This window comes from Vibrio sp. 10N.261.51.A4, from assembly GCF_041471945.1.
GTDB classification, from domain to species: domain Bacteria; phylum Pseudomonadota; class Gammaproteobacteria; order Enterobacterales; family Vibrionaceae; genus Vibrio; species Vibrio crassostreae_C.
In genome coordinates this window covers 51,752-72,266 of the sequence record NZ_JBFRPJ010000081.1, presented here as the reverse complement: position 1 = coordinate 72,266, position 20,515 = coordinate 51,752, and the positions used below count along the sequence as shown (strand labels likewise).

Sequence of the window (20,515 nt, the reverse complement as noted above, 5' to 3'; positions counted from 1 at the left end):
GCTATACCGGAAAATCAATTGGAGAAATCACCATGGCAGTGAATGTAAATACAAACGTTTCAGCGATGACAGCGCAACGTTACCTAAACAACGCAAACAGCGCACAACAAACATCAATGGAGCGTCTAGCTTCTGGCTCAAAAATCAACAGCGCAAAAGATGACGCTGCGGGTCTACAAATCTCGAACCGTTTGAACGTTCAAAGTCGTGGTCTTGATGTTGCTGTACGTAACGCGAACGACGGTATCTCAATTGCACAAACAGCTGAAGGTGCAATGAATGAGACGACTAACATCCTGCAACGTATGCGTGATTTGTCTCTACAATCTTCAAACGGCTCAAACTCAAAATCTGAGCGTGTAGCGATTCAAGAAGAAGTAACAGCGCTGAACGACGAACTGAACCGTATCGCGGAAACGACGTCTTTTGGTGGCAACAAGTTGCTTAACGGTACTCACGGTACTAAATCATTCCAAATCGGTGCAGACAACGGTGAAGCGGTAATGCTTCAACTGAAAGACATGCGCTCTGATAACGCTCAGATGGGTGGTAAGAGCTACCAAACTGAGAACGCGAAAGATAAAGATTGGAACGTTCAAGCAGGCTCTAACGACCTAAAAATGTCGTTCACTGATAACTTCGGTCAAGCACAAGAAATCGACATCAGCGCAAAAGCGGGTGACGACATCGAAGAGCTAGCAACGTACATCAACGGTCAACAAGACTCTGTTAAAGCGTCTGTAACTGAAGACGGTAAGCTACAAATGTTTACTGGTAACAACAAGGTTGAAGGCGAAGTGGCATTCTCTGGCAGCCTGGCTGGCGAACTAGGCATGCAACCTGGCAAAGACGTAACGGTTGATACTATCGACGTAACATCAGTTGGCGGCGCACAAGAGTCTGTAGCTATTATCGATGCGGCACTTAAGTATGTAGATAGCCACCGTGCTGAGCTAGGTGCTTTCCAAAACCGTTTCGACCACGCTATCAGCAACTTAGACAACATTAACGAGAACGTTAACGCATCTAAGAGCCGTATTAAAGATACCGATTTCGCGAAAGAAACGACTCAGATGACGAAGTCTCAGATCCTTTCTCAAGCTTCAAGCTCGATTCTTGCTCAAGCGAAGCAAGCTCCGAACTCGGCACTTAGCCTACTAGGTTAATCGATTAAAAAGCCACGTTGACCAATAGTGTTGACGCAAGGCTTCCACAAATTAGCTCGTGGTGAGAGATGAGCGCTAAACAGACCCAGCTTCGGCTGGGTTTTTTATTGCCTGCAATTTGGCGAAGGTGTATTTGAAAAAGTGCAATGTTGGTAAGCAGGAGCAAAAGCGAGATTCCCTATCGCGTTCGTTCCTCACTGTAGGGAATGACGGGGTTGGGTTGTGGAGACTGTATAGCTGCTTTGGCAAGGTTAGATCGAGTAAATAATTACTCAGATTCAAACAATAGTTTTCAATCGTCATTCCAGAATCGAGTAGAACGAGGTATCAGGGATCGGCTTTGGTTTTTATGTGCAAGGCGACACTTATAAATGAGCGAGGATACGAAACTTTAGCGAATGCCGCTCTATTAATTGAAGCCTGATCACACTTTTCTTTGTTGTTGAAAAGAATACGAAAAAAATCGCATTTTTTATTAAAGCTTCTAATTAAGGGGCCGTTAAAGGGATTGAGAGAAATGATATGTACCAATGTAAGGTGAGAGAGACACTGGTGCATAAACAAATTGACATGTATTTGTGTGAGGTGAGAGTCACATAAGTGCATTAAAAAATGCCTAAAGGAGATCAACTATGGCGATTAATGTAAACACTAATGTGTCTGCAATGACGGCTCAGCGCTACCTGAATAACGCGGCTGAAGGTACTCAAAAATCAATGGAGCGTTTGTCTTCTGGCTATAAAATCAATAGCGCAAAAGATGATGCTGCAGGCCTACAAATCTCTAACCGCTTAACGTCGCAAAGTCGTGGCCTAGATATGGCTGTGAAAAACGCGAATGACGGTATCTCTATTGCACAAACAGCTGAAGGTGCGATGAATGAGTCAACCAACATTCTGCAACGTATGCGTGACCTTTCTCTTCAATCTTCAAACGGTTCGAACAGCAAATCTGAACGTGTTGCGATCCAAGAAGAAGTCTCTGCTCTAAACACAGAACTTAACCGTATCGCTGAAACGACCTCTTTTGGTGGTAACAAGCTTCTGAACGGTACTTACGGCAGCCAATCTTTCCAAATCGGTGCTGACTCAGGTGAAGCAGTAATGCTATCTATGAGCAACATGCGTACTGACACTCAAGACATGGGTGGTAAGAGCTACGGCGTTACAGAAGGCAAAGATGCTTCTTGGCGTGTAGGTGCGGGTGCTGATTTAACAATCAAATACAACGATAAGTTTGGTGAAGCGCAAGAGCTATCTATCTCTGCTAAAGAAGGCAACGATATCGAAGAGCTAGCAACTTACATCAATGGTCAAAGCCAAGACGTTAAAGCGTCTGTGGGTGAAGGCGGTAAACTGCAACTTTTCGCTTCAAGCCAAAAAGTTGAAGGTGATGTTGAGTTTGGCGGCAGCCTTGCGGGCGAACTAGGTATCGGTGCTGGTAAAGACGTTACCGTTAACGATATCGACGTAACTTCTGTTGCAGGTGCAAACGAAGCAGTATCTATCATTGATGGTGCTCTAAAATCTGTTGATAGCCAACGTGCTTCTCTAGGTGCTTTCCAAAACCGTTTTGACCATGCAATCAGCAACTTAGACAACATCAACGAAAACGTTAATGCGTCTAAGAGCCGTATCAAAGATACCGATTACGCGAAAGAAACAACAGCTATGACGAAGTCTCAAATCCTACAACAGGCGAGTACTTCTATCCTAGCTCAAGCAAAACAGTCACCATCAGCAGCTCTAAGCTTATTGGGCTAAACTTACCTCGGTAAGTAGCGGTAAACTCTACTCTGGGTAGAGTTTTACTGTTTGGCTCATAAAGGAGGGAGGGAGAGTGTTATGGAAATATCATCCAACGCATCGAACATCCAGCCTTATGGCTCACCTAATGGCATTAAAATTGCAAGCGATGAAGGTAGTAGTGCGTCGAGTCTTTCGCGACTAAAAGAAGCAACATCTTATGACAAGGTAGAGAAATCGAAAGAGGAAGCTACCGAAGCGGCGATTCAATTAGCTCAACATAGACAAGAGTTAAATGATGAAGAGCGAGTCAAAATGGTGGAGAAGGTAAACGAGTTTATCTCCTCTCTCAATAAAGGTGTGGCTTTTAAGGTCGATGAAGAATCTGGGAGAGATGTGGTTACCATTTATGAGACCACAACCGGTGATATTATTCGCCAGATCCCTGATGAAGAAATGCTTGAAATTCTAAGACGCCTAGCAGCCCAAAACTCGAATAGTCGAATATTTGAGGTGAAGGTTTAAGTCGTATTATTGAGGTGATTTAATGAGTTTTGGCCCAATGGGGATTTCGTCTGGCATGGATATCAATTCCATGGTCAGCAAAATTGTTGATTCGGAGCGTGTACCTAAACAGCAACGAATCGACAATGAACGAACGCGAATCGATACCAGCATTAGTGCCTATGGAAGACTCAGAGAATCCCTTGATTCGATGAAAAACCTGATGACAAACTTTCGTCAGGAAAAAGCTTTTGCTGTGCGAACAGTGGAAAGTACCGATGAAGCGCTTGTCTCTGCAACCGCGACTACCGAAGCGATCGCTGGCAAATATGCCATCGATGTGTTGCAGCTTGCCCAAAGCCATAAAGTGGCTTCTGATGTACTGTCAGAGGACATGAAATTTGGCCCAGGTAAGCTGCAGGTTTCGCTTGGTGATGACAGCTTTGACGTGCAAGTTGGCGACAGATCGAGACTTATCGAAGTTGTTCGTGGTATCAACGGTGCAGATAGCAACCCAGGCGTTCGTGCATCTATTATCAACGATGTCGAAGGTCCAAGACTTATTATTGCCTCGAACCAGTCTGGTTCAGATCAGCAGATCAGCATTAATGTTGAGTCAGATGCTGCCAATCCCTTAAAAAAACTCGAATACAAAACGCTTGAAGAACGTGTTAAAGCGCTAGAGAAAGCGCGCGTTGCTGCTCAAGATATTCTAGCTCTAACCCCTGCAGGAAAAGCCGTTGAACTCATCGATGAAGTGATCGCTAGCGATGACCCAAATGCGAATGAAACACTCGATAAAGATGGCAATATCATCCCAGCAGCCCAAACCGATTCTACTTCAGATGTTGACGGAGACTCTAAAAGTCTCAGCTACGGTGAGCAAGCAGCCGCCGACGGCCAAGCCGCCCTAGACGCAGCTCAAGCGGCAAAGTCTGTGATGCCTGAAGATAATATCCCTGGCTGGACTGAAACCGCGTCAGGTACGCTTTTAGATTCTTACTACACACCAGAACTTGAGCTTGATGAAAAAGCGATAGAGAAGGCACCCGATGTGCCGGGGTGGTCAAATGCTGCCTCAGGTACTCTGACCGATTCATACGTGACACCGAAAGAAGCCCAACAAAAGCTTGAGGCTGAGCAAGCGCGTATCGAAGAGAAGATTTCACAAGAAAAAGCGGAGTTGGCTGAGAAAGTTCAAAAAGGCGAACTCACCGCAGAGCAAGCCAAGAAAATTGAGCGTGCCAAATTAGAACCCGAAGAGCGCGAGCTCTTAGAGAAGGTCGATAAAGCGCAAGCAGATCTTGAACAAGCACAGCAATCTTTTGATACCTATAGTGGAATGACTGAAGTTCAGGCTGGCCAAGATTCTATGGTTGTCCTAGATGGTGTTGCTCAACTCTCTAGTAATAACAATGTGATTGAAGATGCCATTGAAGGTATTGATATTACGGTGAAAGGAAAAACGCCAAAAGATAAGCCGCCGGCAGAAATTGGTGTGGAGTACGACCGTAACAGTGTTCGCCAAGATATCGAATCCTTTGTGAGCTCTTATAACCAGTTCTATCAAGTGTCGAAAGACCTCGCGGGTGTTGATCCAACGACTGGTCAAAAAGGCCCGCTCTCTGGTGACAGTACAGTGCGTAACGCCGACTCCCGATTGAAAGGGGTGTTCTCATCAAGTATCGAAGGTGCGCCAGACAATCTAAAGTCTTTGACTGAATTCGGTATCACCACCACAAGACAAGGCTCGCTAGAAATCAACTACGATATGCTTGACCGTCAACTCAACAATAACTTTGATAAGTTGGGTGAGTTCTTTGGTGGCAACAACGGTTTCGCCAAAAAAGTGGAAGATGCGATTCAAGGTATCACAGGTATCACGGGTTCAATCCGTACTAGAGAAAAGAGCTTGGTCGAGCAAAACTACCGTTTGGTTGATGACCAAAGCGCGCTCGACCGCCGCATGGACAGCCTAGAGAGCCGTACCCACTCTAAGTTCACCGCCATGCAAGATGCGACCAGTAAGATGCAATCTCAGCTGGGCAGTATGATGAATGCGTTGGGCTAATAGATGAATAGCCAGCTACAAGAGCTTTGTGAACTCGATCAACTAATTATCTCTAAACTGGAATTTAGTGAAATTAATGCTGAAGAAATAACGCAGCTTGTCGATAACAGAGAACAGTTATTGCAAAACGTGCTTCAAATAATCGACTCACATCCCGACGTTAAGCAAAGTTCTGAATGGTTTGAAGCCATTACCAGAACCAGAAAATTAGTCGAATTGATGCAGTCTGAGACGAGTCGAGTAGGTAAGACCCTACATAAATACCGTCACGGCGCTAAATCAGTTCAACAATACAAAAAGTTTTTATAGAAGAGGTTTACTATGCGCGGTTCTTTACAGGCATATAAAAAGGTATCAGTGGATAGTCAGCTAACGGCTGCCTCACCGCATAAGATTGTACAAATGCTAATGGCCGGTGCTATCGAGCGTTTGATTCAAGGCAAAGCGGCAATGCAAGCAGGCAACATCCCAGTGAAAGGTGAGCGACTTGGTAAGGCTCTAGATATCATTATTAGCCTACGTAGTTGCCTATCTATGGACGATGGTGGCGATATTGCGAAAAACCTAGATCAACTTTATGAGTTCATGATCACGCAAATTTCTGCGGCAAATCACAAAAATGACCCACAGCCTATTGATGATGTTATCGATATTATTCGCGAAATTAAGAGCGCTTGGGACCAAATTCCGAACGAATATCACAACTTGACGTCCGCTGACGTAGGTATTTAAAGAAAAATTGCAGTTTTAACCAATCTCATATCCCTTAATTGGTTGGTTGCCTTATTTTTTTAATCAAATAAAATAGAAGCCATTAGATAGCCTAATGGCTTTTTTCGTTGCTGATTTCCTAAATTTGTCCACGTAGACCATAATCATTGATACATCTCACTGTTTTATAGACTACGTTGCTCACCGTTTTTCCGCATCGCACCAAAATAAAGGCAATAATTCCTACTTATGCAAGGTTTGGCAAAACTGCTTGTCGTCGACGATAACGCTCAAGATCGTCACAATTTAAGCACAATATTAGAGTTTGTAGGAGAGAGCTGCGAAGTAATCAGCTCTGAACAAGCACGTAAAGTTGACTGGTCACTACAGTGGGCCGGCTGCATTATTGGTACCATTAAAGGTAAAGGCTTCAACGCATTACTGAATGAGAAGCTTGTTCACGCCAATCACATCCCTTTACTGGTGATTGGCAAAAACAATCACCCGGTTGACGAGTTGACTAACTATGTTGGTGAGCTTGAACTTCCTCTTAACTACCCGCAATTAAGTGATGCATTAAGACACTGTAAAGACTTCTTAGGCCGCAAAGGTGTTCAAGTTGTGTCTTCGGCACGCAAGAACACCCTGTTTCGCAGCCTAGTAGGACAAAGTGCTGGCATTCAAGAAGTACGTCACTTAATTGAACAAGTCTCTTCTACGGAAGCGAACGTGCTGATTCTTGGTGAATCTGGTACAGGCAAAGAAGTCGTAGCGCGTAACATTCACTATCACTCTAAACGTCGTTCAGGGCCTTTTGTTCCTGTAAACTGTGGCGCGATTCCACCTGATTTGCTTGAAAGTGAACTGTTTGGTCATGAGAAGGGCGCATTTACTGGGGCGATTACCGCACGTAAAGGCCGTTTTGAATTGGCTGAAGGTGGCACACTGTTTCTTGATGAAATTGGCGATATGCCGATGGCGATGCAAGTTAAGCTGCTACGAGTACTGCAAGAGCGATGCTTTGAGCGTGTAGGTGGCAATAGCACCATACAAGCTGATGTTAGAGTGATTGCGGCAACCCACCGCAACCTTGAAGATATGATCGACGATGATTCGTTCCGTGAAGATCTTTACTACCGCTTAAATGTATTCCCGATTGAAATGCCGGCGCTTCAAGATCGTAAAGAAGATATTCCACTGTTGCTTCAAGAGCTGATGACTCGAATGGAAGCGGAAGGCAGCATGCCTATCTGTTTCACGGCTCGTGCTATCAACTCTTTGATGGAGCATTACTGGCCGGGCAACGTTCGTGAACTAGCGAACCTGGTTGAACGAATGGTTATCTTGTATCCAAACAGCTTGGTTGATGTGAATCACCTGCCAACTAAATATCGATACAGCGATATCCCTGAGTTCCAGCCAGAGTTTAATAGCTTTGGATCTGAAGAGGAGCAAGAGCGTGATGCACTTGCTGACTTATTCTCAGAAGATTTCAGTTTTGATCAGCAAGATGATATTGCCGACAATGCTAATGCGCCTCAAGAGTTACCGCCAGAAGGGGTTAACTTGAAAGAGCTACTCGCGGATATGGAAGTGAATATGATCAATCAAGCGTTGGAAGCGCAGGGCGGCATTGTTGCTCGTGCTGCTGACATGCTTGGAATGCGTAGAACCACTCTGGTTGAAAAAATGCGTAAATATAACTTGCAGCGCTAGTGTCCAGTTTTCGATGAAAACGAAAAACTAGCACACACTTTTTAGCTATTTGGTAACTCTAGCTAAGTGAACAGATAAACCATAGTCGAGTTGTTGCTTGCTTAACTATGTGATAAATATAGCAAATAGCCTGACTCGTGTTGTACGTCTCAGGCTGTTTTAGTATTTGAGGCAAATTTTTGACATGCGCGTATCTAACGAACCAGAAAATCAATCACACCTAGATTCTGTTGAACAGCAGGTTGAGCGCTATAAGCAAGTACTCGACGTGATGCCAGCTGGGGTTATCTTGTTAGATACACACGGCGAAGTGAGAGAAGCGAACCCTGAAGCGCATCGTATTCTTGGTGTTGAGTTGGTTGGCGAGAAGTGGTTTTCAGTGATTCAAAGTGCCTTTGACCCAAAAGACGATGACGGTCATGAGATCTCATTGAAGAACGGGCGAAAAGTGCGTTTGGCGATTTCAGCCTCTACCACGGGTCAGCTGATTTTGATTACCGATCTGACCGAGACCCGACTATTGCAGTCTCGCGTGAGTGATCTTCAGCGTTTGTCTTCATTAGGTAGAATGGTGGCCTCGCTTGCCCATCAAGTGCGAACGCCGCTTTCAAGTGCGATGCTGTATGCATCAAACCTTGCCGCGCCAAATCTGCCGCCGGCAACAAAAACGCGTTTTCAATCTAAGCTTATGGATAGATTGCATGACTTAGAGAAGCAAGTGAACGACATGCTGTTGTTTGCCAAAGGTGGTGACAACAAAGTCGTTAAGCCATTTACTGTGGCTGAATTGATCACTGAATTTCACCCTATGGTGGAAGCGGCATTGAAAACTAACCAGATTGATTATTGCCAAGAAGTTGAGGGCGAACAGACTCAAATGTTCGGCAACGCCAATGCTATCGCCTCAGCGTTAAGCAACCTAGTGTTGAACGCGGTTCAAATTGCGGGTAAGGAATCGCAGATCGATGTGTTTTTTAGGCCCGTAAATGGCGAGCTTAAGATATCAGTGCAAGACAGTGGCCCCGGCGTACCGAAAGAGCTTCAAGGTAAAATAATGGAACCCTTCTTTACCACTCGTTCACAAGGTACAGGTCTAGGCTTAGCGGTTGTACAAATGGTATGTCGAGCACATGAAGGCCGACTGGAATTGATATCAGAAGAAGGCGACGGCGCATGCTTTACCATGTGTCTGCCGTTTGAAAGAAGTGCTTCTTCTGAAGACTAATAAGTTTTAACTGAATTTACACTGGAGAATCCTATGGCTCAAAGCAAAGTGTTAATCGTCGAAGATGATGAAGGTCTACGCGAAGCCCTTGTCGACACACTCGCGCTTGCTGGCTATGAATGGCTGGAAGCGGATTGTGCGGAAGATGCTCTGGTCAAATTAAAATCGAACTCCGTTGATATTGTCGTATCTGACGTGCAGATGGCGGGCATGGGTGGCTTGGCACTATTGAGAAACATTAAGCAGCATTGGCCAAATTTGCCGGTATTGCTAATGACAGCGTACGCCAACATCGAAGATGCCGTTGCTGCAATGAAAGAGGGCGCTATCGACTATATGGCAAAGCCATTTGCGCCAGAAGTGCTGATCAACATGGTCAGCCGTTATGCGCCTGTAAAGTCGGATGACAACGGCGACGCTATTGTTGCTGATGAAAAAAGTATCAAGCTAATGATGCTGGCTGATAAAGTTGCGAAAACCGATGCCAACGTCATGGTGTTGGGCCCGAGTGGTTCTGGTAAAGAGGTGATGTCTCGCTACATTCACAATGCTTCTAGCCGAAAAGATGGCCCGTTTGTCGCGATTAACTGCGCGGCGATCCCAGACAACATGTTAGAAGCGACCCTGTTTGGTTATGAAAAAGGCGCATTTACTGGCGCTATTCAAGCTTGCCCGGGGAAATTCGAGCAAGCGCAGGGCGGTACAATTCTGTTGGATGAGATCAGTGAAATGGATCTTAGCCTACAAGCCAAACTACTGCGTGTTTTGCAAGAGCGCGAAGTTGAGCGATTAGGTAGTCGTAAGAGCATCAAATTGGATGTTCGTGTATTAGCGACCAGTAACCGAGACCTTAAACAGTATGTTTCTGAAGGGAATTTCCGTGAGGATTTATACTACCGCCTGAATGTATTCCCAATTTCTTGGCCTCCATTGTGCGAGCGTAAAGGCGATATTGAGCCTTTAGCCAAGCACTTAGTTGAGCGCCACTGCACCAAACTTGGTATGCCTGTACCCGTTATGTCAGCACAAGCGATCAGCAAACTCGTCAATTATCCGTGGCCGGGCAATGTTCGCGAATTAGACAATGTGGTACAGCGTGCGCTAATATTGAGCGAACAAGAGAACATCTCTGGTGAGCATATCCTTCTTGAAGGTGTCGATTGGCAAGACGCAAGCAGCCTACAACAAATCGTCGAAGGCAGTGACGTAGCTGCGCCAGAAATTAAGCCTATTGCCGAAGCAAACCCAATCAATAAAATCGCGGCTAGCAGCGAAGGGTTAGGTAATGAGCTTAGAGATCAAGAGTATGCGATCATTCTTGAAACCCTGATTGCATGTAATGGCCGACGCAAAGATATGGCTGAAAAACTGGGCATTAGCCCTCGTACACTGCGTTACAAGTTGGCTAAAATGCGCGATGCTGGAATAGATATCCCAAACTGAGGATAGATTAGTAGTGTCAGCTTTCTGACTAGTGTAATACGATATCTAGTCAATTAAATGTGTGGCACGCTAATTGCTCTGTCAATAATATAGCTAAATAGATGGTCATAATTTTGACTCCTGAGGTAGTAGATGAGAATAGATGGTTTACAAGGCGAAATGCAGGCAATGATGGTCGAAGCTGCCAGCGCGCGTCCCGCAGCAACGGGGCAAGCGGTCGGTGCAGATTTTGGCAACATGCTGACTAATGCCATCAATAATGTGAACTCATTACAAAAGACCTCAGGTGATCTTCAAGCTCGTTTTGATAGTGGCGACCAAAGCGTATCCCTATCGGACGTGATGATTGCTCGTAATAAATCTAGTGTGGCTTTTGAGGCGACGATCCAAATTAGAAATAAATTGGTCGAATCGTACAAAGAGCTGATGAATATGCCGGTATAAGTTGGGTAGTTAAATAGTGGCAGATAATAGTCAAACAACAGATTTAACCGTAAGCGATAGCAACGACCATGCACTTATTGCAGGCTCTGAGCTAGACGGAGAAGGGCAAAATCCCGATCTAGGTGAACGCAGTTCATCGAAGTTCGATATGGCTGTCGGTGATCTTGATTTACTTCGTCAGGTCGTCTTAGTCCTTTCTATCTCTATCTGTGTAGCGCTGATTGTGATGCTGTTTTTCTGGGTAAAAGAGCCAGAAATGCGTCCATTAGGGGCTTACGAAACAGAAGAATTGATCCCCGTTCTTGATTACTTAGATCTGCAAAAGATCGATTACACGCTTGAAGGCAATACCATCTCAGTACCGGCGAGTGAGTACAACTCATTAAAGCTTAATATGGTACGAGCGGGTTTGAATCAAGAGCGAAACGCGGGTGATGACATCCTCATGCAAGACATGGGTTTTGGTGTATCACAACGTTTAGAACAAGAACGCCTTAAATTAAGCCGCGAAAGACAACTTGCCAAAGCCATTGAGCAGATGAAACAGGTGCGTAAAGCTCAGGTTTTATTGGCCCTGCCGAAGCAGAGTGTTTTTGTACGTCATAATCAAGAAGCCTCTGCTTCTGTATTCCTAACTCTAAAAACAGGTACTAACCTCAAGCAGCAAGAAGTTGATTCTGTTGTGGATATGGTGGCAAGTGCCGTTCCGGGAATGAAAACCTCACGTATTACGGTGACCGATCAGCATGGCCGATTGTTGAGCTCAGGCTCTCAAGACCCTATGTCAGCGGCGCGCCGTAAAGAACACGAGTTAGAGCGCAATCAAGAACAAGCGCTGCGTGAAAAAATTGACTCTATCCTTATTCCTATTCTTGGGTTTGGTAACTACACCGCTCAGGTTGATATTCAACTCGATTTCAGTGCTGTGGAGCAAACCAGAAAACGTTTTGATCCGAATACACCAGCGACTCGAAGTGAATACACCTTAGAAGATTACAACAACGGCAATACGGTGGCGGGTATTCCGGGTGCATTGAGTAACCAGCCTCCAGCGGATGCCTCAATTCCACAAGATGTGGCTCAGATGAAAGACGGCGCGATGACAGGTCAAGGCTCTGTTCATAAAGAAGCGACCCGAAACTTTGAGCTAGACACCACCATCAGTCATGAACGTAAACAGAGCGGCACGGTTAACCGCCAGACGGTTTCTGTTGCGATCAAAGACCGCCAATCCTTGAACCCAGATACGGGTGAAGTGGTTCATACTCCAATCCCGGCGAGCGAGATCAATGCGATTCGCCAAGTACTGATTGGCACGGTGGGCTTTGATGAAACTCGTGGTGATTTGCTCAACGTATTAAGCATGCAGTTTGCACCTCAAGTAACAGATGTTGTTGCTGATGTGCCAATCTGGGAGCATCCAAACTTCAATGATTGGGTTCGTTGGTTTGCAAGTGCCTTGGTTATCATTGTGGTGGTGTTGGTACTTGTTCGCCCTGCAATGAAGAAACTGCTTAACCCAGCAGCAGACAACGATGAACAGATGTACGGTCCTGATGGCATGCCAATTGGTGCCGACGGCGAAACCAGCTTAATTGGTGGTGATATTGAAGGTGGTGAGCTGTTTGAATTTGGTTCAAGTATCGACTTACCAAACCTTCATAAAGACGAGGACGTGCTGAAAGCAGTACGTGCACTTGTAGCGAATGAACCAGAGCTAGCAGCTCAAGTAGTTAAGAATTGGATGGTAGATGGCTAACGAAATAGTTCCACAACAAACTGAAGGCGGTGAAGTGCTTGATGTCTCTAGCGTGGATATCGGCTCTATCTCAGGCGATGAGCGCGCTGCGATCTTGTTGCTCAGTTTAAATGAAGAAGATGCTGCTGGTATTATTCGTCACCTAGAGCCAAAGCAGGTTCAGCGTGTGGGTAGTGCGATGGCGCGAGCTACAGACCTATCCCAAGAGAAAGTAGGCGCTGTGCACCGTGCTTTCTTAGATGATATTCAGAAGTACACCAACATTGGTATGGGCAGCGAAGACTTCATGCGTAATGCGTTAGTTGCTGCTCTGGGTGAAGACAAGGCGAATAACCTTGTTGACCAAATCCTTCTCGGCACAGGTTCGAAAGGTTTGGATTCGCTTAAGTGGATGGATCCTCGTCAGGTGGCGAGCATTATCATCAACGAGCACCCTCAAATTCAAACTATTGTGTTGTCGTACCTCGATGCCGATCAATCGGCTGAGATCCTGTCTCAGTTCCCAGAGCGAGTTCGTCTGGATCTGATGATGCGTATTGCCAACCTTGAAGAAGTTCAACCTTCGGCGCTTGCTGAACTGAATGAAATCATGGAGAAACAGTTCGCGGGTCAAGCGGGTGCTCAAGCTGCCAAAATTGGTGGCCTGAAAGCCGCGGCTGAGATCATGAACTACATGGATAACAACGTGGAAGGCGTCTTGATGGATCAAATCCGTGACCAAGACGAAGACATGGCAACACAGATTCAAGATCTGATGTTTGTCTTTGAAAACCTTATTGAAGTTGATGACCAAGGTGTTCAACGACTACTACGTGATGTTCCACAAGATATTCTACAGAAAGCACTTAAAGGTGCAGATGAAGGTCTACGTGAGAAGATCTTCAAGAACATGTCTAAACGTGCTGCCGATATGATGAGAGACGATATTGAGGCGATGCCGCCAGTCAAAGTCTCTGATGTTGAAGCGGCTCAGAAAGAGATTTTGGGTATCGCGAGGAAGATGGCAGACAGTGGCGAAATTATGCTGTCTGGTGGCGCCGACGAGTTCCTTTAATACAGAAATCTCAAAAGCCCCACACTGTTGGGGCTTTTCTTTATCCAATCTCGAACCACAGATTAACTCAGTTTAACTGCTTGAATTCACAATACAGTTAAGCCACTCATAGATAGGTACTGATATGTCAGGTGATAGAAAACGCGGCTTCCTTCGCCCTGAAGAAGATAATACGGTTGCCCAACCTCAGAAATGGGGGCTGCCTGACTACACCTCTGACGTGAGCAAACAAGCCAAAGAAACCGCTTTTAATTACGACCCTAGTTGGATGCCAACGGTTGAAGAAGCCATTGAAGATGAAGAGCTGGTTCTGACTGAAGAGCAAATCGAGCTGATTAAACAAGGCGCTTATCAGGAAGGGCTGCATCAAGGCCAAGAGGCGGGCTTTAAGCAAGGCTATGAAAAAGGCAAAGAAGAAGGTTTTGCTGCCGGTCACGAAGAAGGCAACGAAGCCGGCAAGCTTGAAGGCGTAACCGCGGGTCAAGAGTACATTCAACAGCAGGTGGCCGTCTTCATGGGGCTGGCAAACCAGTTCGCTCAACCATTAGAGTTGATGAACGCTCAGGTGGAGAAGCAATTGGTCGACATGGTGCTTACGATGGTCAAAGAAGTGGTTCATGTTGAAGTGCAAACCAACCCACAAATCATATTAGATACCGTTAAAGAATCGGTAGAGTCGTTGCCGATTTCTGGTCACGCAATCACATTGAAACTCAATCCGGAAGATGTGGCGATCATTCGCTCTGCGTATGGCGAGGCTGAATTGGACTGCCGTAATTGGACGCTGGTCGCAGAGCCAGCACTCAACCGTGGTGATGTACAAATTGAAGCGGGTGAGTCGAGCGTTAACTACCGCATGGAAGATCGTGTAAAGAACGTTATTCAAAATTTCTGCGGCGCAAATCGTCACCAAGGTCATGAGTAATGCTTGAGTTAGCGAATCGTCTCAGTCAGTACAAAGTCGAGGGGCTAAAATCGCGACCAATTGCCTCTGGTAAATTAGTACGCGTTGTTGGCTTAACGCTTGAAGCGACCGGCTGTAAAGCGCCAATCGGCAGTTTGTGTTTAGTCGAAACCATGTCTGGTCAGATGGAAGCCGAAGTCGTCGGTTTCTCTGGCGATAACCTATTTTTGATGCCGAGTGAGCAAATCACCGGGATCTTACCTGGCGCTCGCGTCACGCCAATGACTACCGAAAGTGGTATCCCTGTTGGAATGGAACTGCTCGGTCGAGTGATCGACGGCGTAGGTAATCCACTCGACGGTTTAGGTCCAATCTATACAGAGCAACGCGCTTCATTTAATGCGGAGCCAATCAACCCGTTAGCTCGTAAACCGATTTCTGAACCACTCGATGTCGGCTTGAAAGCCATTAATGGTTTGCTAACCGTGGGTAAAGGGCAACGTATCGGTCTGTTTGCTGGCTCTGGTGTTGGTAAATCCGTAACTCTGGGCATGATGACTCGAGGCACAACTGCGCAAGTAGTGGTCGTAGGCCTAATCGGTGAGCGTGGACGAGAAGTTAAAGAATTTATTGAAGAGATTCTTGGTGAAGATGGCCGTAAGCGTTCGGTTGTTGTTGCCGCTCCTGCCGACTCATCACCATTGATGCGCTTAAAAGGCTGTCAAACCGCGTTGGCTGTCGCCGAGTACTTCCGCGACCAAGGCTTAGATGTTCTGCTACTCATGGATTCATTGACCCGTTTTGCTCAAGCTCAGCGTGAAATTGCTCTGTCTGTGGGTGAGCCGCCAGCAACCAAGGGCTATCCGCCATCAGTCTTCGCTAAGCTTCCTGCGCTGGTGGAACGAGCAGGTAACGGCAATGATGAACAAGGTTCTATCACGGCTTTCTTTACCGTGTTAACCGAAGGCGATGACTTACAAGATCCGATTGCGGATGCGTCGCGAGCAATTCTCGATGGTCACGTTGTGTTATCTCGTGAGATGGCCGATGCCGGTCACTACCCAGCGATTGACGTTGAGAAATCCGTCAGTCGTGTTATGCCGCAAATCACCACTGAAGAACATGTCTTGATGTCGAAAGCGGTAAGGCAAGTGCTGTCTATCTGCCGTAAAAACCAAGATTTGGTGTCGATTGGTGCTTACAAGCCAGGAACGGATCCAGCAATCGATAGTGCCTTCACGTTGAAACCAAAACTGGATGAGTACTTGCAGCAGAAGATGAAAGAGACCGTCCCATACGACATGTGCGTCAACATGTTGAAACATGTATTGGGTGGCTAACGGGTGAATAAGGTTAGTCATGGATAACGCATTAGAATTTTTGCTCGATCAAGCCAAAGATCAAGAGAACCAAGCGGTACTTGCGCTCAACAAAGCGAACTCTGAGCTGCAAGGCTACTATGAGCAGGTTGCGCAGATTGAAAAGTATCGACTTGATTACTGCCAGCAGCTTGTCGACCGTGGTAAGGCTGGCTTAACGGCGAGTCAATATGGTCACTTGAATCGTTTCTTAACCCAGTTAGATGAAACATTATCCAAGCAGCGAGAAGCCGAGCACCACTTTAAAAATCAAGTCGACAATTGCCAAAACTACTGGATGGAGTTACGAAAAAAACGTAAATCCTACGAGTGGTTGATGGAGAAAAAGCAAAAAGAAAAAGCAAAGTTGCAAGACCTAAGAGATCAAAAGCAAATGGATGAGTTCTCGACGCTGTTATACAGCCGAAAGAAGATGTGATCCTAAGCCACGAATGACGCAGGTGCTGCTCTCGATATTGTGAGAACAGAACTTATAGGCATGTTTCTTGCTCCGTTTTATATAAAATTGCGCGTTATGCCCACCAAAGGCATAAAAAGCACCCGACTTTCTTTTTGTTGCCTGGTTCATGGCAGCAAAGCTAGTAGATAGAGCTTGTATATATGAATGTTAGTCTTTCCTCAAATTCAGCGGCCAACAAAACGTCATCGTTGTTGGACACCGGTTCTGCCTCTTCCAAGGTAGAAGAAACCGGAGACTCTAAAGGTTTCTTTGAATCCTTTAAGGAAGCGCTCGGCTTTGAAGAAAGTGACAGTAAAGCTGCAGTAAAAGACTCAGAAAGCACCACAAAATCTGATGCTAAACAGGCCTCTACCGAAGGTGAAGCGTCAGCTGAAGCGGATAAAGGTGATTCAGCCGAATCAAAGGCTACTGAGGAAGTGAGCGAAGCGCAAAGCAAGCAAGCAGCTTCAGGAGTAGAGGGTGACAAAGCCACAGATAAAACATCTACAGAGGCAGCGTCTGATTCCGCGGCTCAGCTCAAAGCCCATTCGAGCGCTGATAGCACTGTCGCTGATAACAATGTCGCAGATAAGGCGGTTGGTAAAGACGCGCAGGCTACGACTAACGATTCGAAAGAACAGGTTGCTCAACCCCAAGAGCAGGCTTCATCTGCGGTAGATGAGTCTAAGCAGGCATCGCGAGCAAGTGCCGCGATGAATGAAGGTAATAAGTTGCTTGGCCAGTTGGATGAGGCAAATAAAACGCTGAATCAGACTCCGAACGGCAAAGCCTTGCCACAACAGTCTCAGTTCAACCAAGCTCAAGGTAATATCCCAGGAGCTTCAGTTGCTGGTCTTTCAGTTGCAGGTGAAGCGGGTAAGCAAGTGAGCCAAGCCAATGCAGCGAATCAAGGTAGCGCTCTAGAAGTTGATTCTGAAATCGCTGTACTTACCGGAGGTAAGGGTGTTTCTCAGCTGACTGATGATGAAATCCGACAGTTGATGGATAAAGGCGTCACTCCAGAACAAATTGAAGCCAGTATGAGCCGAGAGCTGAGCCAAAAGAATGCAGCTAGTGCGGTTGCTGCCGATCAGAGTCAAGCATTGTCAGCCGCGGATATTGAACTGGCAAAGCAAGTAGATGCCCATACCAAAGCGCTAAACCAATTGAATGGACAAATCGAATCAGAGCAGTCTGTTGTCGATAGCTTGCTTGATAAGCAACAAAGTGGCGCTAAGTTGACGGTTGATGAGCAAGCCGCTTTGGCTAAAGCGACCTCTAACCTAGACCTGTTGAATCAACAGCTCGCTAACGTTCAACAACAAGTAACAGCTTTGCTAAGTCAAGCTCCGGCTGCGAACAGTGCGTCTGGTGAACCCACTGCTATCGATTGGGATAATACGGATTCAAGCGAAACTAAAGCCTTAGCTGCGGCAGCATCAACAGCAGCTGTAGCGACGGCTACACAACAAGTGTCAGCGCAGGCCGCTTCTCAATCAGCAAACAATGCTCTTACGGACAAGGCGGTAATGCTGCACGCCAATAATGCACATGCAGCCCAACAGGCCGCAGCTCAACAAGCTAATGTGGCTTCACCTCAGCAGCAAGCAACGTTGGATCCAGCTTTAACCGCGCAAGGAATGGCGATGAATGCAACGCCAGCTGCCACAAAAGCAGGCTCGACTGATACGCTTCTTAAAGCGGGCGCCGGTGCAGCAGCACTGTCTGGTTTGGGTAAAGCGGGTGCTAAAGAAGATTCTAAAGATTCGACCTTTGCTCAGCAGATCGCTTCTGCGGCTGGTGCACAAGGTACGGCAACGGTGGGTTCAGCACCTACGCGAGCTGAAATTCAAGCTGCTCAACAAGCGCCCTTACAGCTCACCAAAGAGCTAGCCAATGAGCAAGTGGCTGAAAAAGTACAAATGATGATGTCTAAGAACCTTAAGAACTTGGACATTCGTCTCGACCCACCAGAATTGGGCCAAATGAAAATCCGCATGACCATGAATAATGACGTGGCAAACGTGCACTTTACGGTGAGTAATCAGCAAGCGAGAGATGTGATTGAACAAACCTTACCTCGCTTGAGAGAGATGCTTGCTCAGCAAGGTCTGCAGCTTGCCGATTCGTCTGTTCAACAACAGAACTCCGGTCAGGGACAAGATAGATACAACAATGGTGAGCAACAATCCGGCGCTAACCGCACAAATGATACGCAAGGTGATGAAAACCTTGATAGTGGCAGCAATCTTGAATTGAATGTCGCATCAAAGCGTGATGGAATTAGTTATTATGCCTAATATCAGGCTAAGAACGCTTGGTTAATAGAAAAAACCAGTTAATAAAAAGAACCATCAGTTAATCGCAAGAACAGGAAGTTAGAGTAAGATATGGCCGAAGAACAAGATGCACCTAAAGGGAAGAGCAAGCTCCTTATAATTATTATTGCCGTAGTTGTGTTACTGCTTGGTATAGGTGGTGCGCTGTACTTTTTCTTAGGTTCTGACGATAGCGCCTCTGAATCTCAGTCTCAGCCAGCAACGGCTGTGGTCGCTGCAGAGCCGGTTATGTATGTTAATATTCCTCAGCCCTTCTTGTTTAATGTGACAGGTGACAAAAAAGATCGCCTAGTTCAGATAAAAGCACAGCTCATGGTACGTGGCAGTAAGAATGAAGACCTGGCTCGTTACCACTCTCCACTTGTAGAAAGTACGCTACTGGCCACGTTCGCTTCGGCAACGGTTGATCAATTGCGCTCACCAACAGGCCGCGTGGAACTGCGTAATAAGGCAACAGAAGATATTAAAGCAAGCCTGGCTCAAGCTGTTGGCCAGCCTGTGATTGAAAAAGTGTTATTCACTGACTTCGTAATTCAATAGGTAATTTGTGACCGATTTATTAAGCCAAGACGAAATTGATGCGCTGTTACATGGCGTTGATGATGTTGAAGAAGTTGAAGATGTCTTAGAAACCGAAAATGACAATGCGGTCAATTTCGACTTTTCATCTCAAGATCGAATCGTCCGTGGTCGAATGCCGACCCTTGAACTTATTAACGAGCGCTTCGCACGTCATATGCGTATCAGCTTGTTTAATATGTTACGTAAAACGGCTGAAGTGTCGATTAACGGCGTACAGATGATGAAGTTTGGTGAGTACCAAAACACATTGTATGTACCCACCAGTTTAAACATGGTTCGTTTCCGTCCATTGAAAGGTACGGCACTCATCACCATGGAAGCTCGTCTGGTTTTCATTCTCGTAGAGAACTTTTTTGGCGGTGATGGTCGTTTCCACGCCAAGATTGAAGGTCGTGAATTCACGCCTACTGAAAGACGAATCATTCAGTTACTGCTGAAAATTGTTTTTGAAGATTACAAAGAAGCTTGGTCGCCAGTGATGGGGGTTGAGTTTGAATACTTGGATTCCGAAGTGAACCCAAGTATGGCGAACATTGTGAGCCCAACCGAAGTGATTGTTGTGAGTTCGTTCCACATTGAAGTGGATGGCGGTGGTGGTGACTTCCACGTTGTCATGCCTTACTCCATGGTTGAGCCGATCCGTGAACTGCTTGATGCGGGTGTTCAATCAGACAAGATGGAAACCGATGTTCGTTGGAGTACCGCACTGCGTGATGAGATCATGGATGTGCCCGTCAATTTCCGCGTGAATTTGCTAGAGCAAGATATTTCCCTTCGTGATCTGATGGAGCTGCGCCCTGGTGATGTTATCCCAATGAACATGCCTGAGCACGCAACCATGTTTGTCGAAGAACTGCCGACTTATCGTGTGAAAATGGGCCGTTCTGGTGAGAAGCTTGCAGTACAGATTTCGGAAAAAATTCAAAGACCACATGTGGTTAAAACTGATCTCGCTTTTCTAGGTAAAGACTTATTGTCTGAGCTCGAAAACAGTGATGATGACGACGAATAGTAAAATAGATAAAAGTATAGGA

At 46.1% G+C, this 20,515-nt stretch carries 18 protein-coding genes; all 18 read left to right on the top strand.

Annotated elements, in window-relative coordinates:
• Positions 1-32 precede the first annotated feature (32 nt).
• The 18 genes from AB4384_RS17975 (at position 33) to fliM (ending at position 20,493) form a co-directional block, all read left to right on the top strand.
• A complete protein-coding gene (locus AB4384_RS17975; protein WP_048616124.1) occupies positions 33-1,166 on the top strand; it encodes a flagellin in 1,134 nt (377 codons plus the stop codon).
• Positions 1,167-1,798: 632 nt separating this feature from the next.
• Positions 1,799-2,929 carry a flagellin gene (locus tag AB4384_RS17970; RefSeq protein ID WP_372129895.1) on the top strand — a complete coding sequence of 377 codons (1,131 nt, stop codon included), beginning with the start codon at positions 1,799-1,801 and terminating at the stop codon, positions 2,927-2,929.
• A gap of 81 nt (positions 2,930-3,010) precedes the next feature.
• Positions 3,011-3,436, top strand: a complete 426-nt coding sequence (flaG, locus tag AB4384_RS17965) for a flagellar protein FlaG (RefSeq protein ID WP_017066380.1) — start codon at positions 3,011-3,013, stop codon at positions 3,434-3,436.
• A 22-nt stretch (positions 3,437-3,458) separates the two neighbouring features.
• Complete coding sequence (gene fliD, locus AB4384_RS17960) at positions 3,459-5,486, top strand: flagellar filament capping protein FliD (RefSeq protein WP_017066379.1); 2,028 nt, start codon at positions 3,459-3,461, stop codon at positions 5,484-5,486.
• A 3-nt stretch (positions 5,487-5,489) separates the two neighbouring features.
• The gene (locus tag AB4384_RS17955; protein WP_017060688.1) at positions 5,490-5,795 is read left to right on the top strand and encodes a flagellar protein FliT; all 306 of its coding nucleotides are present in this window, start codon (positions 5,490-5,492) and stop codon (positions 5,793-5,795) included.
• A 12-nt stretch (positions 5,796-5,807) separates the two neighbouring features.
• Complete coding sequence (gene fliS, locus AB4384_RS17950; RefSeq protein WP_004736194.1) at positions 5,808-6,218, top strand: flagellar export chaperone FliS; 411 nt, start codon at positions 5,808-5,810, stop codon at positions 6,216-6,218.
• Between the two features lie 228 nt (positions 6,219-6,446).
• Entirely contained in the window at positions 6,447-7,913 is a 1,467-nt protein-coding gene (locus tag AB4384_RS17945; protein ID WP_017064122.1) for a sigma-54 dependent transcriptional regulator, read from the top strand.
• 184 nt (positions 7,914-8,097) lie between these two features.
• Entirely contained in the window at positions 8,098-9,138 is a 1,041-nt protein-coding gene (locus AB4384_RS17940; RefSeq protein ID WP_372129894.1) for a PAS domain-containing sensor histidine kinase, read from the top strand.
• Positions 9,139-9,171: 33 nt separating this feature from the next.
• Positions 9,172-10,581 (top strand): sigma-54-dependent transcriptional regulator, encoded by a 1,410-nt coding sequence (locus AB4384_RS17935; protein WP_372129893.1) that lies wholly within the window; start codon positions 9,172-9,174, stop codon positions 10,579-10,581.
• Positions 10,582-10,713: 132 nt separating this feature from the next.
• Entirely contained in the window at positions 10,714-11,025 is a 312-nt protein-coding gene (fliE, locus tag AB4384_RS17930) for a flagellar hook-basal body complex protein FliE (RefSeq protein WP_017060684.1), read from the top strand.
• Positions 11,026-11,041: 16 nt separating this feature from the next.
• Complete coding sequence (gene fliF, locus AB4384_RS17925; protein ID WP_017060683.1) at positions 11,042-12,784, top strand: flagellar basal-body MS-ring/collar protein FliF; 1,743 nt, start codon at positions 11,042-11,044, stop codon at positions 12,782-12,784.
• Entirely contained in the window at positions 12,777-13,838 is a 1,062-nt protein-coding gene (fliG, locus tag AB4384_RS17920) for a flagellar motor switch protein FliG (protein WP_017060682.1), read from the top strand. Before fliF ends, fliG begins: the two co-directional genes overlap by 8 nt.
• A gap of 124 nt (positions 13,839-13,962) precedes the next feature.
• Positions 13,963-14,763, top strand: coding sequence for a flagellar assembly protein FliH (fliH, locus tag AB4384_RS17915; RefSeq protein ID WP_372129892.1), 801 nt, complete (start codon positions 13,963-13,965; stop codon positions 14,761-14,763).
• A complete protein-coding gene (gene fliI, locus AB4384_RS17910; RefSeq protein ID WP_017060680.1) occupies positions 14,763-16,082 on the top strand; it encodes a flagellar protein export ATPase FliI in 1,320 nt (439 codons plus the stop codon). The genes fliH and fliI overlap by 1 nt, the downstream gene beginning before the upstream one ends.
• A 19-nt stretch (positions 16,083-16,101) precedes the next feature.
• Positions 16,102-16,539 carry a flagellar export protein FliJ gene (gene fliJ, locus AB4384_RS17905; RefSeq protein ID WP_048661518.1) on the top strand — a complete coding sequence of 146 codons (438 nt, stop codon included), beginning with the start codon at positions 16,102-16,104 and terminating at the stop codon, positions 16,537-16,539.
• A gap of 182 nt (positions 16,540-16,721) precedes the next feature.
• Complete coding sequence (locus AB4384_RS17900) at positions 16,722-18,860, top strand: flagellar hook-length control protein FliK (RefSeq protein WP_372129891.1); 2,139 nt, start codon at positions 16,722-16,724, stop codon at positions 18,858-18,860.
• A 90-nt stretch (positions 18,861-18,950) separates the two neighbouring features.
• Positions 18,951-19,439, top strand: coding sequence for a flagellar basal body-associated protein FliL (gene fliL / locus AB4384_RS17895; protein WP_017060677.1), 489 nt, complete (start codon positions 18,951-18,953; stop codon positions 19,437-19,439).
• Positions 19,440-19,446: 7 nt separating this feature from the next.
• Positions 19,447-20,493 (top strand): flagellar motor switch protein FliM, encoded by a 1,047-nt coding sequence (gene fliM, locus AB4384_RS17890; protein ID WP_017060676.1) that lies wholly within the window; start codon positions 19,447-19,449, stop codon positions 20,491-20,493.
• Positions 20,494-20,515: the final 22 nt, after the last annotated feature.